The organism is Streptomyces sp. NPDC058812 (assembly GCF_042744565.1).
Lineage (GTDB): Bacteria > Actinomycetota > Actinomycetes > Streptomycetales > Streptomycetaceae > Streptomyces > Streptomyces thinghirensis.
This window is the reverse complement of the sequence record NZ_JBHYOB010000033.1, coordinates 21,460-35,832: the sequence shown is the minus strand read 5'-3', so window position 1 is coordinate 35,832 and position 14,373 is coordinate 21,460. Positions and strand designations below refer to the sequence as shown.

The following is a 14,373-nucleotide window of genomic DNA, read 5'->3' as shown; positions in this document are numbered from 1 at the left end:
GCGGTGGTGGAACCAGTCGGGGTGTTTGTGGACCCAGGGGTGGTCGGGGGAGCACTGGAGGGCGAAGTCGAGGGCGATTTCCAGGTCCAGGCGGGCGGCCTCGGCGACGAAGTGGTCGAAGTCGTCGATCGTGCCCAGCTGGGGGTGGATGGTGTCGTGGCCGCCTTCGGGGGAGCCGATGGCCCAGGGGACGCCGACGTCGTCGGGGGTGGCGGAGAGGGTGTTGTTGCGGCCTTTGCGGTGGGTGGTGCCGATGGGGTGGACGGGTGGGAGGTAGACGACGTCGAAGCCCATCGCGGCGATGGCGGGCAGCCGGCGGGCGGCGGTGCGGAAGGTGCCGTGGGGCTGCTCGGGGGTGCCTTCGGAGCGGGGGAAGAACTCGTACCAGGCGCCGTACAGGGCGCGTTCGCGCTCGACGAGCAGGGGCAGCGGGTCGGAGGTGGTGACCAGCTCCCGCAGCGGATGCCGGGCCAGTACCGCGTCCACCTCCGGCGTCAACGCCGCCGCCAACCGCGACGCGGCCGCCCGGGTCTCGTCCCGCAGCGCGTCCACGGCGGCGAGCAGCACCCGTCGGTCCTCGCTCCGGGGCACGTCCGCGGCGGCGCGCTCGTACAGCCGGGCGCCCTCCTCCAGGACCAGGTCGGTGTCCATCCCCGCCGGAATCTTGATCCGCGCGTGGTGCCGCCACGTGGTCACCGGATCGCCCCACGCCTCCACGGTGTACGACCAGAGTCCCGGCTCACCGGCGGTGACGGTGGCCCCCCAGCGGTCGGTGCCCGGGGCCAGCTCCCGCATCGGCGTCCACGGACCAGGCCGGCCCCGTGGATCTCTGAGGACGACGTCGGCGGCGACCGCGTCGTGCCCCTCGCGGAACACGGTGGCCGATATCTCGAAGGACTCGCCGGTGACGGCCTTGGCTGGCCTGCGCCCCTGCCGGACCATCGGGCGGACGTCCAGGACGGGGATGCGTCCGACGACGGTGGTGCCGTCCGCGGGGGGTGCCTCGGGTGGCGCCTCCGAAGGCGCCGCGGGGGGTGCTGGCGAGTGGTGCGTGGCGGGCATGACCGCTCCTGTCCGCGTCAACGAGGGTGGGCGGATGACTCTGGGGAGGTGGGTCCTGCGGCGGTGCGTGTGGGGTGTACCGCAGGAGCCTTCCCACACTCTTCGGGTGGGCAATCCGGCACTTTGTTACTTACTCATGCGTATGTCGACACTCGCGACGACCTGACCGGACACCTTCCCCGCCGGGAGATCGACACGCCGGTGGTTATTAGCCCGTCCGGCGATCGAGGAGGACGCCGTTCAGGCCGAATCGGAGGTCTGAGGGCGAAGGCCCCAGCAAGGGACACATCACGCCGGTAACGTCGTCGGGGTGAAGGCGATTCGTCGACTGACCGTCCGTCCCGTTCTCCCCGACCCCCTCCGGCCGCTCAGCGATCTGGCCCGGAATCTGCGCTGGTCCTGGCATCCGGAGACCCGCGACCTCTTCCAGTCCGTCGACCCCGGGTGCTGGGCCGCCTCCGGCCGCGACCCGGTGCGGCTGCTCGGCACCGTCCCGCCCGCGCGCCTCGCGGAGCTGGCTCAGGACCGGCGCTTCCTGCGCCGGCTGACCGCGGTGGCCGACGACCTCGACCACTACATGACCGGCGACCGCTGGTACCAGGCCCAGTCCGGCCGACTCCCCGCCGCCGTCGCCTACTTCTCGCCCGAGTTCGGCATCACCGCCGCCCTGCCCCAGTACTCCGGCGGCCTCGGCATCCTGGCCGGCGACCACCTGAAGGCGGCCAGCGACCTGGGCGTGCCGCTCGTCGGCGTCGGCCTGCTCTACCGCCACGGCTACTTCCGGCAGTCCCTCTCCCGGGACGGCTGGCAGCAGGAGCACTACCCCGTCCTCGACCCCCACGAGTTGCCCCTCGCCCTCCTCAAGGAGACCGACGGCACGCCCGCCCACGTCGCCCTGGCCCTGCCCGGCGGCCGGGAGCTGCGCGCCCGTATCTGGCTGGCCCAGGTCGGCCGGGTGCCGCTGCTGCTGCTCGACTCGGACGTCGAGGAGAACGACCTCGGCGAACGCGGCGTCACCGACCGGCTCTACGGCGGCGGCAGCGAACACCGGCTCCTCCAGGAGATGCTGCTGGGCATAGGAGGTGTCCGGGCGGTACGGACGTACTGCCGGCTCACCGGCCACGCCGCGCCGGAGGTGTTCCACACCAACGAGGGCCACGCGGGCTTCCTCGGCCTGGAGCGCATCTCCGAACTCTGCGAGAAGGGGCTGGAGTTCGGCTCCGCACTGGAGGCGGTCCGGGCCGGCACCGTCTTCACCACCCACACCCCCGTCCCGGCCGGCATCGACCGCTTCGACCGCGAACTGGTCGCCCGCCACTTCGGCCCGGACTCCGAACTGCCGCGCATCGACGTCGAGCGCGTCCTGCGGCTCGGCATGGAGACCTATCCCGGCGGCGAGCCCAACCTCTTCAACATGGCCGTGATGGGCCTGCGCCTGGCCCAGCGCGCCAACGGCGTCTCCCTGCTGCACGGCGGGGTCAGCCGGGGGATGTTCTCCGGACTCTGGCCCGGCTTCGACGCCGACGAGGTACCGATCACCTCCGTCACCAACGGCGTGCACGCGCCGACCTGGGTCGCTCCGGAGGTCTTCCGGCTCGGTGCCCGGCAGATCGGCGTCCAGCGGGCCGAGGACGCGCTGACCGTCGGCGGCTCGGATCGCTGGGACTCGGTCGCCGACATCGCCGACCAGGACATCTGGGAGCTGCGCCGCACTCTGCGCGAGCAGCTCGTCGAGGAGGTGCGGGAGCGGCTGCGCGCCTCCTGGCGGCAGCGCGGCGCCGGCACCGCCGAACTGGGCTGGATCGACGACGTCCTCGACCCGGACGTGCTCACCATCGGGTTCGCGCGGCGCGTCCCGTCGTACAAGCGGCTGACGCTGATGCTGCGCGACCGCGACCGCCTGATGGACCTCCTGCTGCACTCCGAGCGGCCGATCCAGATCGTCGTCGCGGGCAAGGCGCACCCGGCGGACGACGGCGGCAAGCGGCTGGTGCAGGAGCTGGTGCGGTTCGCGGACGACCCGCGGGTGCGGCACCGGATCGTGTTCCTGCCGGACTACGGCATGGCGATGGCGCAGAAGCTCTACCCGGGCTGCGACATCTGGCTGAACAACCCCCTCCGCCCCCTGGAGGCGTGCGGCACGTCCGGCATGAAGGCGGCGCTCAACGGCTGCCTCAACCTGTCGGTGCTGGACGGCTGGTGGGACGAGTGGTACCAGCCCGACTTCGGCTGGGCGATCCCCACCGCCGACGGCGCGGGCACCGACCCGGACCGGCGCGACGCCATAGAGGCCGCCGCCCTCTACGACCTGCTGGAGCAGCGGATCACCCCCCGCTTCTACGAACGCGGCGCGAGCGGGCTGCCCGACCGGTGGATCGAGATGGTCCGCAAGACCCTGAGCCTGCTCGGGCCCAAGGTGCTGGCCGGCCGCATGGTCCGCGAGTACGTCGAGCGGCTCTACGCCCCCGCGGCCGAGGCGCACCGCGCGATGGACCCGGACTCCGCCCGCGCGCTGGCCGAGTGGAAGGCCCGGGTGCGGGCGGCCTGGCCCGGGGTGAGCGTCGACCACGTGGAGACGTCCGCCGCGAGCGCCACGGCGGAGCTGGGCTCGACGCTCGGGCTGCGGGTCCGGGTCAACCTCGGCGACCTCGCGCCGGACGACGTCGAGGTGCAGGCGGTCTCCGGCCGGGTGGACTCCGAGGACCGGATCACCGACGCGGCGACCGTGCCGCTGAAACCGGTGGGCGGCCCCGACCTGGAGGGCCGCTGGGCGTACGAGGGCCCGCTCGCCCTGGACCGCACCGGGCCCTTCGGCTACACGGTCCGCGTCCTGCCCGCGCACCGGCTGCTGGCGTCCGGCGCGGAGCCGGGGCTGGTCGCGGTGCCGTCGGACGAGCTGGCGGAGGCGGCGGGGCTGCTGATGAGGTGAGACCGGCCGGAAGATGACGTGGGGCCGGCCGGGAAGCGCGGGTCAGTCCTCCTCGTCGCCGCCGCTCAGCCGCCGCAGGACGGTGCCGCAGCGGCGGGCGTAGGCGTGCTGGAAGGCGCGGGCGGCCGGTCCGCCGGCCCTGGCGTACCACTTGGCGGGGCGGCTGAAGGCGGTCACGGTCAGCCAGACCGTGCCGTCGCCCGTCCGGTCCACCACGAAGGCCTCCTCGCCGGACTCGGGGTGGCCGGGCAGGGTGCCGTAGGCCCAGCCGGCCCGGCGGGGCTCGTCCAGGGTCCAGACCACCCGGCAGGGCGCCTTGATCATCCCGGCGAGGGTGACGGTGACGTCGACGCCGGGTGCGGCACGCTCCGCGCTCGCGTCGATGCCGACGCCCATCTCCCGGTGCATCTCCCAGGTGAGCACGGCCTCGACCGCGCGCTGGAACACCGGTTCGCCCTCCCCGAGGCGCGTGCGTACGTGCATGGGGCGGAAGCCGGGCGGGCAGTGGCCCTGTTCGCGGGTGGCGCCGACGTCGTCGTACGTGAAGGACATGGGCACCAAGAGTAGGCCGACACCCTGGAGTCCGCGTTCCGGGTGTCGGCGGCAGGCCATGGGGAGGGCGCCGCCCCGGGGATTCGAACCACCGGGACGGCGCCCTGACCGTGGAGCCCCGCGCGGGGCCTTACGGGAAGGTGAGCTTGAAGGAGTTGATGTACCCGGTGTCCCGGGACGCCACGTCCTGGACGCGCAGCTTCCAGGTGCCGTTGGCGGTCTCCGAGGAGGCGTTCACCGTGTACGTCTGGTTCACGTCGTTCGCCGAGTCGGAGGAACTGGAGTTCTTCAGGCGGTACGCGGTCCCGTCCGGGGCCAGCAGGTCGACCACCAGGTCACCGCGCCAGGTGTGCCTGATGTCCACCGCGGCCTGGAGGTTGGCGGGCGCGTTGCCGGTCCGGCCGGTCACGGTGACCGACGAGGTGACCGCCGCTCCGTTGTCCGGGATCGCCACGTCGGCGGTGTTCTCGAACGACGTGCCACCGCCCCCGCCGCCGCCCGGCCGGGCGCCGACGTTGATGCCCGCCCACGCGTCCTGCACCGCCTTGTACTCGGTGCTGGTGGTGCCGTACAGCTCACCGGTCGCCGCGAGGGTGCCGGTGCGCGCCGCCGCGTAGTTGGTGGTCGACGTGAACTTCGTGGTCAGCGCCCGGAACCAGATCTTCGCCGCCTTCTCGCGGCCGATGCCGGTGACCGGGAGGCCGTCCGAGGTGGGCGAGTCGTAGGTGACACCGTTGATGGTCTTGGTGCCGCTGCCCTCGCTCAGCAGGTAGAAGAAGTGGTTGGCCGGGCCGGACGAGTAGTGGACGTCGACGTTGCCGATCCCCGAGTACCAGTAGTCCTTGGACGCGCCGTCCTTGCTGGGCTTGTCCATGTAGCGCAGCGGGGTGCCGTCGCCGTTGATGTCGATCTCCTCGCCGATGAGGTAGTCACCGACGTCGGAGGAGTTGTTGGCGTGGAACTCGACGGCCGCGCCGAAGATGTCGGAGGTGGCCTCGTTCAGCCCGCCGGACTCGCCGCTGTAGATGAGCCCCGCGGTGTTGGAGGTGAGGCCGTGCGTCATCTCGTGCGCGGCCACGTCGACGGACGTCAGCGGGTTGGCGTTGCCGGAGCCGTCGCCGTACGTCATGCAGAAGCAGCCGTCCGACCAGAAGGCGTTGACGTAGTTGTTGCCGTAGTGGACCCGGGAGTAGGCGCCCACACCGTCGCCGCGGATGCCGGAGCGGCCCTGGACGTTCTTGTAGTAGTCCCAGGTCAGCGCGGCCCCGTAGTGGGCGTCGGCGGCGGCGGTCTCGGCGTTGGACGGACTGCCGTTGCCCCACACGTCGTCGGGGCCGGTAAAGAGCGTGCCGGTGCCGGAGGTGCCCCGGTTGAGGTTGTACGTCTTGTGATTGCCGCGCGTGGTGTCGGTCAGCGTGTACGACGACCCGGACTGCGCGGTGCCCAGCGTCACCGTGCCGCTGTACATGGTGTTGCCGGTGCCGTTGTGGATCGCCTGGTACTCGTACAGCTTGGCGCCGGTGGCGGCGTCGGTGACCACGTGCAGCTCGTTCGGGGTGCCGTCCTCCTGGAGGCCGCCCACGACCGTCTCGTACGCCAGGACCGGGGTGCCGTTCGCCGCCCAGATCACCTTGCGCGGGGCGCGGTCGGCCTCGGCCTGCTCGGCGCCGGCGGCCTTCGCGGCGGACACGGCCTGCCGCTCGGCCTTGCCGGCGGATATCTTCGGCGTCACGGTGGCCGGCTTGATCGCCTTCGGCGTGGCCTTCACGACCCGCTCGGTCTTGCCGGCGTCGGTGGTGACCACCAGGTCGCCGCCGAGGACGGGCAGTCCGTCGTAGGTGCGCTCGTAGCGCGTGTGCTCGGTGCCGTCGCGGTCCTTGACCACGTCGCGGACGACCAGCTTCTCCTTGGCGCCCAGGCCGAGTTGGTCGGCCGTGCGCGCCTTGGCTGCGTCGGCGTCACGGATCAGTTCGGCGCGCTGGGCCGGAGTGAGCTTGACGGACTCGGCGCCCGGAACGGGGGCCTGCCGGGGCGCCGCGGTGGCGGCGCCGGACTGGACCGCCGTGGCGATCAGCGCGGCGACACCGGCCAGGGCGACGGCGGCGGCGCGGCGGTGGGTGGTGCGGGACGCGGTGTGGGAGGTGCGTCTGTGGGGAGTGCTGCTCAACACTGACTCCTTCTGCGTGGCCGCGGGTCGCGCGGCCAGGGGAGACCGGCCGGCGGGTGAGCCGGCCGGGCGGTACTGGTTCGGTACGCAGAAACCACGTGCTAGGAGCTGACCGCCGCGCAGCGCTGGTGGGGAAGCTGTGGGGGCGCTGTGGAGCGGCCGTGGGAAGAGTGGCAGGAGAACGCGCCTCCTGTCAGGAGCGCGTCAGGAAGTTGGCCGGAAATGGTTCGTTGTCCGGGCGTTCATGTTCGATATACGGAAGGGATGCTTCGGGGTGGTACTGACTGCCCGCTCAGTCAGTAGCCGGTCCGGGTGACGGCTCGGGCGACGGCTCCCCGTGCCAGGACCCCCACAGCGCCGCGTAGGCCCCACCGGCCGCCACCAGCTCGTCGTGCGGGCCGAGTTCGGTCAGCCGGCCGTCCTCCATCACGGCCACCCGGTCGGCGTCGTGCGCGGTGTGCAGGCGGTGCGCGATGGCGATGACCGTACGGCCCTCCAGTACGGCGGCCAGGGCGCGCTCGGTGTGCCGGGCCGTCGTCGGGTCCAGCAGGGCGGTGGCCTCGTCCAGGATCAGGGTGTGCGGGTCGGCCAGCACCACCCGGGCCAGGGCGAGCTGCTGGGCCTGCGATCCGTCCGCCCGGTGACCGCCCGTGCCCAACTCGGTGTCCAGACCGTCGGGCAGTGCCCGCACCCACTCCTCGGCGCCCACGGCGGCCAGCGCGGACCACAACTCCTCGTCCGCGGCGTCCGGTTCGGCGATGAGGAGATTGTCGCGGACCGTGCCGAGGAAGACGTGGTGCTCCTGGGTGACCAGCACGACCTGGCGGCGCAGCCGCTCCGGCCCGAGGCCGACCACGGGCACCCCGCCCACCGTCACCGAACCCTCGGTCGGCGCGTCGACGCCCGCCAGCAACCGGCTCAGCGTGGTCTTGCCGGCCCCGGACGGCCCGACGACCGCCAGCCGCTCACCCGGCCGCACGGTCAGGTCCACCCCGCGCAGCACCTCGCCGCCCCGGTCGTAGGCGTACCGCGCCCCGGCCACGTCGATACGGTCGTCCGCCGGGACCGGCGAGTCGCCCGCCGTCACCTGCGGAGCGCGCGCCAGCCCCTCCACCCGGGAGAACGAGGCGCCGCCGGCCTGGAGCTGCTCGATCCGCATCAGCACCTCGTCGAGCGGCCCGGCCAGCTGCTGGAGGTACACGGCGCAGGCCACCACCGCCCCGAGGCTCACCGACCCGTGCGCGTGCAGGACACCGCCGAGCAGCAGCACGCCCGCCACGGGGACGACGTACGAGATCTCCACCGCCGGAAAGAACACGCTGCGCAGGTACAGCGTGTGGAACCGGGTGCGCCGTGAGACCTCCAGCGCCTCCCGGTTCGTCGCGACGCGCCGGCCGGTCAGCCGGAACGCCTCGACCGTGCGGGCCCCGGCCACCGTGGCGGCGAGGCTCTCGGCGACGTCCGAGGTGGCCGCGCCCTCGGCGAGGTAACCGGACCGTGCCCGCCGCAGATACCAGCGCAGTGCGAACCAGACCGGCGTCAGCCCGAGCACCCCGACCGCGCCGAGCAGCGGGTCGAGTACGAACACCGCGCCGGTGAGGAACAGCGCCTGCACGGAGTTGATCAGCAGCTCGGGTCCGGCGTCGCGCAGTGTCGTGCCGACCGTGGTCACGTCGGCGGTGCCGCGGGTCGTCAGGTCCCCGGTGCCCGCCCGCTCGACCACGGACGCCGGCAGGGCCAGCGCCCGGTCCACGAAGCGCTCCCGCACCCTTGCGAGCGTCCGTTCCCCGAAACGGTGCCCCACGTAGCGCGCCCAGCGGGCCAGCAGCAGTTGCGCCAGCGAGCACAGCAGGATGGCGAGCGCCATCCGGTCCACGGCGCCGACGCCGCTCCCGGCCCGCACCTCGTCGACGATCCGGCCCAGCAGCCACGGGCCCGCCAGTCCGGCCAGGGCGGCCAGCGCGTTCAGGCCGAGGACCAGGGCGAAGGCCCGTCGGTCGGCGCGGACCAGCTGGGCCACCGACCGCCTCACGTCGGCGCGCTCGGCGACGGGGAGCCGTCCCGGTGTGGTCATCGGACCGGCTCCTCTTCTTCGGCTTCTTCGGCTTCTTCGACGTCCCGTGCGACAAGTGCCCGGTATCCCGGCTCGGCGGCCAGCAGTTCGCGGTGGCCGCCGGTGGCCATGACCTTGCCGTCGACCAGGTAGTGCACGACGTCGGCCCGGTCCAGCACCAGCGGGGAGGTGCCGGCCACCACGGTCGTACGGCCCTTGCGGGCATCCCGCAGCCGGTCCGCCACTGTGGCCTCGGTGTGGGCGTCGAGCGCGGAGGTCGGCTCGACGGCGAGCAGGATCTCGGGATCGGCCAGCAGGGCCCGGGCCAGCCGGATTCGCTGGCGCTGGCCGCCGGAGAGCGTGCGGCCCTGGGCGGCGACGGGGGTGTCCAGGCCGTCGGGGAGGCCCCGGACGATGTCGTCGGCGGCGGCCGCGTGGAGGGCGTTCAGGTGCGCCTGCGAGGGTGCCTCGGCAGGTCGTCGGGCGGCTGCGGGTTCGTTGCGGCTGGTCGCGCCCACGTGGCGGAGCCGCACATCGGCACCGCCCCCTGGGTACGTATCGGCGGCGCCGATCACGTCGCGCAGGGTGCCGGCGAAAAGGTCGGCCTCCGCCTCCGCGACCAGGATGCGGTCCCGCACCTGGGTGAGCGGCACCTCGGCCAGTGGCACCCCGCCCCACGTCGCGTCCGACGGGGCGTACCGGCCGAGGCGGTCGATCACGGCGGCGGCGTCGGCGGGCCGGGACCCGGCCAGCGCGGTCAGCCGGCCCGGCAGCACCCGGACCCCGGAGGCCGGGTCGTACAGGACCGAGGGCTCCGCCGGGGCGGCGCGGGTGCCGTCGTCCGCCTCGGGTTCCAGCCGCAGGAAGTCGACGACGCGGCGGGCGGCCACCACGCCCCGGCTGAGCTGGTGGGCCATCTCGATGAGGAACGCCACCGGCCACCCCAGCGCCACCACATAGCCGTACACCGACACCAGTTCGCCCACGCTGATCCGCCCCTGCGCGGCCAGCCGGGCACCCAGCCAGGTCACCAGCGCCAGGAACAGCATCGGCAGGCCCACCCCGAGGGCCTGGATCCAGCTGGTCACCGCCCCGACCCGGTAGCCCTGCTCGCGCAGCAGCCCCGAGTCCCGGCGGAACGCGTCCGAGACCAGGCCCTTGCCACCCAGCCCGTTCAGCACCCGCAGCCCGCCCGCGAGGTCGCCGATCCGCGCGGTCAGCACGGACTGCCGCTCCCGGTACTCGGTCTCCCTGCCCTGCAACCGCCCCATGAGCGGCCCCAGCACGAGCCCGAGCACCGGCACGCCGAGCAGCACCACCAGGGCGAGCTCGGTCGACACCGACAGCATCAGCCCGCCGACGGCCGCGTAGGCGACGACCGCGCCGACGCCCGGCCCCACGGCCGTCAGGGACGTGCTGATGGTCTGCACGTCACCGACCCCGATGGTGACGACCTCCCCGGCCCCGACCTGCCGGCGCAGCGCCGCACCGAGCCGCGTGGCGTGCCCGACGACCACCTTGACCGTGCGGAAGTTGGCGTCCATCCGCACCCGCGTCATCGTGCGGTGCCGCATGACGCCCAGCCAGGCGTTGAACGCCCCGACGGCGACCAGCGCACCCGTCCAGGCCGCCAGCGCGCCCAGGTCACCCCGCTCCAGGCCGTGGTCGATCGCCCGGGCCATCAGATACGGTGTCGCCGCCAGCAGCACCATCCACACACTGGCGAACACGGCCCCCGCCAGACACCGCGGCCACTGCCGGCGGACCAGCCACCCCAGATAGCGCCAGCCGCCCCGGCGGTCGGGCGTGCCGGGCTCCTCGTACGCGTCGATCATCGATGGTTCCCCCGCCAGTTCTCCGTACGGCTCTCCCGGCGTCCCGTCCTCACGCCAGACTGTCCCGCCAGGCACGGTGCAGATCCGCGAACCGACCCGTACCGGCGATCAGTTCGGCCGGCGTGCCGTCCTCCACGATCCCGCCGTGCTCCATCACGAGCACCCGGTCGGCGATCTCCACGGTCGAGAGCCGGTGCGCGATCACGACCGCCGTACGGCCCTTCAGGACCGTCGCCATCGCCCGCTGCACCGCCCGCTCACCGGGGATGTCCAGCGAGCTGGTCGCCTCGTCCAGGATCAGCACCGCCGGATCGGCGAGCAACGCGCGTGCGAACGCCACGAGTTGCCGTTGCCCGGCGGAGATACGGCCGCCCCGCTTGCGGACGTCCGTGTCGTAGCCGTCGGGCAGCGCGGCGATGAAGTCGTGGGCGCCGATCGCCTTCGCGGCACCCTCGATCTCCTCCCGGGTGGCCTCCGGGCGGCCGATGGCGATGTTCTCGGCGACCGTGCCGGAGAACAGGAACGCCTCCTGCGTCACCATCACCACCCCGCGCCGCAGTTCGGGCACGGCGAGGTCGCGCAGGTCGGTGCCGTCCAGCAGGACCCGGCCGTCGGAGGGGTCGTAGAACCGGGCGAGCAGCTTGGCCAGTGTCGACTTGCCCGCGCCGGTCGAGCCCACGACGGCGACCGTCTGCCCGGCCGGGATCGTCAGGTCGAAGCGGGGCAGCACCTCGCCGCCGGTGCGGTAGCCGAAGCGGACCCCGTCGAAGACGACCTCGCGGCCGGGGTGCTCCGACGCCGGCGGTGGCAGTTCCTTCGGCGCGGCCGGCTCGGGCACGGACGGCGTCTGGGCCAGCAGTCCGGCGATCTTCTCCAGCGAGGCCGCCGCCGACTGGTAGGAGTTCAGGAACATGCCGAGCCGGTCGATCGGGTCGTACAGCCGGCGCAGGTACAGCACCGCCGCCGCCAGCACGCCGAGCGCCAGCGTGCCGTCCGCGACGCGGTAGGCGCCCCACAGCACGATCCCCGCGACGGCCGTGTTGGCGACCAGCCGGGAACCGACGACGTAGCGGGCCATCTCCAGGAGCGCGTTGCCGTTGGTCCGCTCGTGGCGCCGGTTCAGTACGGCGAAGTCGGCGTCGTTGGCGGCCTCGCGGCGGAAGGCGCGCACCGGCCGGATGCCGTTCATCGTCTCCACGAACTTCACGATCACCGCCGCGATCGCCGTGGACCGCTGCCGGTACACCCGCCCCGCGCGCCGCTGGTACACCCGCACCAGCCCGTACAGCGGCACGAACGACGCCACCGCGACCGCGCCCAGGCCCAGGTCCAGCCAGAGCAGCAGCGCCGCGATGTAGACGAAGGAGAGGACGACCGTCACCAGCTCCTGCAGACCCTCGTCGAGCAGTTCGCGCAGCGACTCCACGTCCGTGGTCGAGCGGGAGATGAGCCGGCCCGAGGTGTAGCGCTCGTGGAAGTCGACGCTCAGCGCCTGCGCGTGCCGGAAGATCCGGCCCCGCAGGTCCAGCAGCACGTCCTGGCTGACGCGGGCCGCGGCGGCGACGAACGCGTACTGGAGCGCGCCCGCGGCCAGCGAGCAGAGCAGATAGCCGGCGCCCACCGCGATCAGCGGACCGTGGTCGTCGTCCCGGAGCGCCGGCACGGCGCGGTCGATGGCGTACGCCACCAGCAGCGGCCCCGCCTGCACCGCCGCCTGCTGGAGCAGCAGGAGGAAGGTGGTGAGGGCGACGCGGGCCTTCATGGGCGCCAGCAGGGAACGCAACAGCACGGCGGTCGCGCCCGGCGGGCTGGGCAGGACGTCCTGGTCGAAGAGGTCGTCGGCCGCGCGGGCCGGGGTTTCGGGTGCCGGCTCGCCCTCCGGCTGCTCCCTGTCCGGCGCGGTGGCCGTGGGCGCGGTCATCGGCCGTCCCCTTTCCGGGCCCCCTCGGGACCCTCGTGCCCGTCGGTCCCGGACATCAGATGGGCGTACTCGGCGCTGGTGCGCAGCAGTTCCTGGTGGGTGCCGACGGCGGTGACGCGGCCGCCCGAGAGCAGCGCCACGCGGTCGGCGAGCAGCACCGTGGACGGGCGGTGCGCCACGATCAGGGCGGTGGTGTCCGCGAGGACCTGCCGCAGGGCGGCCTCCACGGCGGCCTCCGTGTGCACGTCCAGCGCGGACAGCGGGTCGTCCAGGACGAGGAACCTCGGTGTGCCGACCACCGCCCGGGCGAGCGCGAGGCGCTGCCGCTGGCCGCCGGAGAGGCTGAGGCCCTGCTCGCCGACCTGGGTGCCGGTGCCCTGGGGCAGGGCGTGGGCGAAGTCGGCCTGCGCGACGGCGAGCGCCCGCCCCAGTTCCTCCCCACCGGCGCCGCCACCGGCCCCCATCAGCACGTTCTCGCCGACGGTCGCCGAGAACAGCGTGGGTTCCTCGAAGGCCACGGCGACCATGGAACGCAGCTCCTCGCGGGGCAGGGCGGTGATGTCCCGGCCGTCCAGCGTGATCCGTCCGGAGGTGACCTCGTGGAGGCGGGGGACGAGCGCGGTGAGCGTCGTCTTGCCGCTGCCGGTGGCGCCGACCAGGGCCATGGACTCGCCGGGGCGGATGTGCAGGTCGACTCCGTCGAGGAGGGGCGGGGAGTCGTGGGGTGCGTCGGGGTAACGGAAGCGGACGTTCTCGAACCGCAGGCCCCCACCTGCCGCGGCTTCGGGCAGCCGGGCCGCAGACCCGTGCGAAGCCCCCGGTTCCTCCACCTCCGCGTCCATCACCTCGAAGTACCGGTCCGTGGCCGTCGCCGCCTCCTGGCTCATCGCCAGCAGGAAGCCGATCGACTCGACGGGCCACCGCAGGGCCAGCGCCGTGGACAGGAACGCCACCAGCGTCCCCGCCGACAGCGACCCGTCCGCCACCCGCACCGTGCCCACCACCAGCGCCGCCCCGATCGCCACCTCCGGCAGCGCCACGATGACCGCCCAGATGGCCGCCAGCAGCCGCGCCTTGCGCAGCTCCGTCCCGCGCAGCGTGTGGGACAGCTCGTGGAAGGCCCGTGCCTGGCTGCGGTGCCGGCCGAACCCCTTGATGATCCGGATACCGAGGACGCTCTCCTCGACGACGGTCGTCAGGTCCCCGACCTGGTCCTGCGCGCGCCGCGCCACCGCGGAGTACTTCTTCTCGAAGACCGCACAGGTGATCATCACGGGGATGGCGGGCCCGAGGACGACCAGCCCCAGCGTCCAGTCCTGCACCAGCATGATGCCCACGCCGACAAGGATCGTCACGCCGTTGACCAGCAGGAACGTCAGCGGGAAGGCAAGGAACATGCGCAGCAGCATCAGGTCCGTCGTCCCGCGTGACAGCAGCTGTCCCGAGGCCCACCGGTCGTGGAAGGCCACCGGCAGCCGTTGCAGATGCCGGTACAGGTCCGCCCGCATCCCCGCCTCGACGCCCGCCAGCGGCCGGGCCACCAGCCACCGCCGCAGCCCGAACAGCAGCGCCTCCGCCAGCCCGAGGAGGAGCAGGTACAGCGCCCCGAGCCACACGCCCGCCGGATCGCGGTCGGCGACCGGCCCGTCCACCATCCACTTCAGGACGAGCGGGATCACCAGCCCCACGCAGGAGGCGACGATCGCCACGCACGCGGCGGTCGCCAACCGCGCCCGCACGGGCCGGACATAGGGCCACAGCCGCAGCAGGGCGCGCACGGTGGACCGGTCCTCGGTGAGGGCCTTGGCGGAGGCGGGTGTCGTGGGCATCAGCAGCGAGCCTACGGTTCACCAC

The 14,373-nt window shown here is 73.3% G+C and carries 8 protein-coding genes; 1 reads left to right on the top strand and 7 read right to left on the bottom strand.

Translation table 11 applies throughout. The annotated features are described in order from the left end of the window. Positions 1-1,062, bottom strand: a 1,062-nt coding sequence (locus tag ACFW48_RS37050; protein WP_386322821.1) for a maltotransferase domain-containing protein, incomplete at its 3' end; no start/stop codon positions are given. 310 nt (positions 1,063-1,372) lie between these two features. Here ACFW48_RS37050 and ACFW48_RS37045 point away from each other — a divergent pair. Continuing rightward, a complete protein-coding gene (locus tag ACFW48_RS37045) occupies positions 1,373-3,991 on the top strand; it encodes a glycosyltransferase family 1 protein (RefSeq protein ID WP_386322819.1) in 2,619 nt (872 codons plus the stop codon). Positions 3,992-4,033: 42 nt separating this feature from the next. Here the strand turns inward: ACFW48_RS37045 and ACFW48_RS37040 are convergent, their stop codons facing one another. The 6 genes from ACFW48_RS37040 to ACFW48_RS37015 form a co-directional block, all read right to left on the bottom strand. Continuing rightward, a complete protein-coding gene (locus tag ACFW48_RS37040) occupies positions 4,034-4,543 on the bottom strand; it encodes a DUF1990 domain-containing protein (RefSeq protein WP_337305395.1) in 510 nt (169 codons plus the stop codon). Between the two features lie 130 nt (positions 4,544-4,673). After that, a complete protein-coding gene (locus ACFW48_RS37035) occupies positions 4,674-6,713 on the bottom strand; it encodes a M4 family metallopeptidase (RefSeq protein ID WP_386322816.1) in 2,040 nt (679 codons plus the stop codon). Positions 6,714-7,002: 289 nt separating this feature from the next. Then, positions 7,003-8,784 carry an ABC transporter ATP-binding protein gene (locus ACFW48_RS37030; protein WP_386322815.1) on the bottom strand — a complete coding sequence of 594 codons (1,782 nt, stop codon included), beginning with the start codon at positions 8,782-8,784 and terminating at the stop codon, positions 7,003-7,005. After that, positions 8,781-10,598, bottom strand: a complete 1,818-nt coding sequence (locus ACFW48_RS37025) for an ABC transporter transmembrane domain-containing protein (RefSeq protein WP_386322814.1) — start codon at positions 10,596-10,598, stop codon at positions 8,781-8,783. The genes ACFW48_RS37030 and ACFW48_RS37025 overlap by 4 nt, the downstream gene beginning before the upstream one ends. Positions 10,599-10,647: 49 nt before the next feature. Then, positions 10,648-12,519 (bottom strand): ABC transporter ATP-binding protein, encoded by a 1,872-nt coding sequence (locus tag ACFW48_RS37020; RefSeq protein WP_386322812.1) that lies wholly within the window; start codon positions 12,517-12,519, stop codon positions 10,648-10,650. After that, positions 12,516-14,348 (bottom strand): ABC transporter ATP-binding protein, encoded by a 1,833-nt coding sequence (locus ACFW48_RS37015; RefSeq protein WP_386322810.1) that lies wholly within the window; start codon positions 14,346-14,348, stop codon positions 12,516-12,518. The genes ACFW48_RS37020 and ACFW48_RS37015 overlap by 4 nt, the downstream gene beginning before the upstream one ends. Positions 14,349-14,373: the final 25 nt, after the last annotated feature.